The 242-nt window shown below is 40.9% G+C and carries 1 protein-coding gene and 1 rRNA gene; one reads left to right on the top strand and one right to left on the bottom strand.

Going from position 1 to position 242, the window contains the following annotated elements; translation table 11 throughout:
- Positions 1 to 54 (bottom strand): 5S ribosomal RNA (gene rrf / locus CRI88_RS23290); the annotation flags it as partial.
- A gap of 2 nt (positions 55 to 56) precedes the next feature.
- Between rrf and CRI88_RS22650 the strand changes: the two genes are divergently transcribed.
- A partial coding sequence (locus CRI88_RS22650) for a hypothetical protein (protein ID WP_219622714.1) occupies positions 57 to 242 on the top strand: 186 nt, incomplete at its 3' end.

Below are 242 nucleotides of genomic sequence, written 5' to 3' on the forward strand. Positions count from 1 at the left end.
AACTTCCGTGTTCGGTATGGGAACGGGTGTGACCTCTTTGCCATCATCACTAGACTATGGTCGGCTTTCAATATACATTGCATTTCTTCGTCAGCTTCTGTCGTTCAGTCAGTCACGTACTTGAGTACGCTCCTTCCCTCTCTCCATTACTTCCTCGAACTACTCGTATCTTGAAACCCTTCATAAAAGAAATTATTCTTTCAAAACTGGATAAACGTGCATTGAATGTTTCAAACATTTTT

The sequence above is a fragment of the Lysinibacillus fusiformis genome, from assembly GCF_002845985.1.
Taxonomy (GTDB): domain Bacteria; phylum Bacillota; class Bacilli; order Bacillales_A; family Planococcaceae; genus Lysinibacillus; species Lysinibacillus fusiformis_D.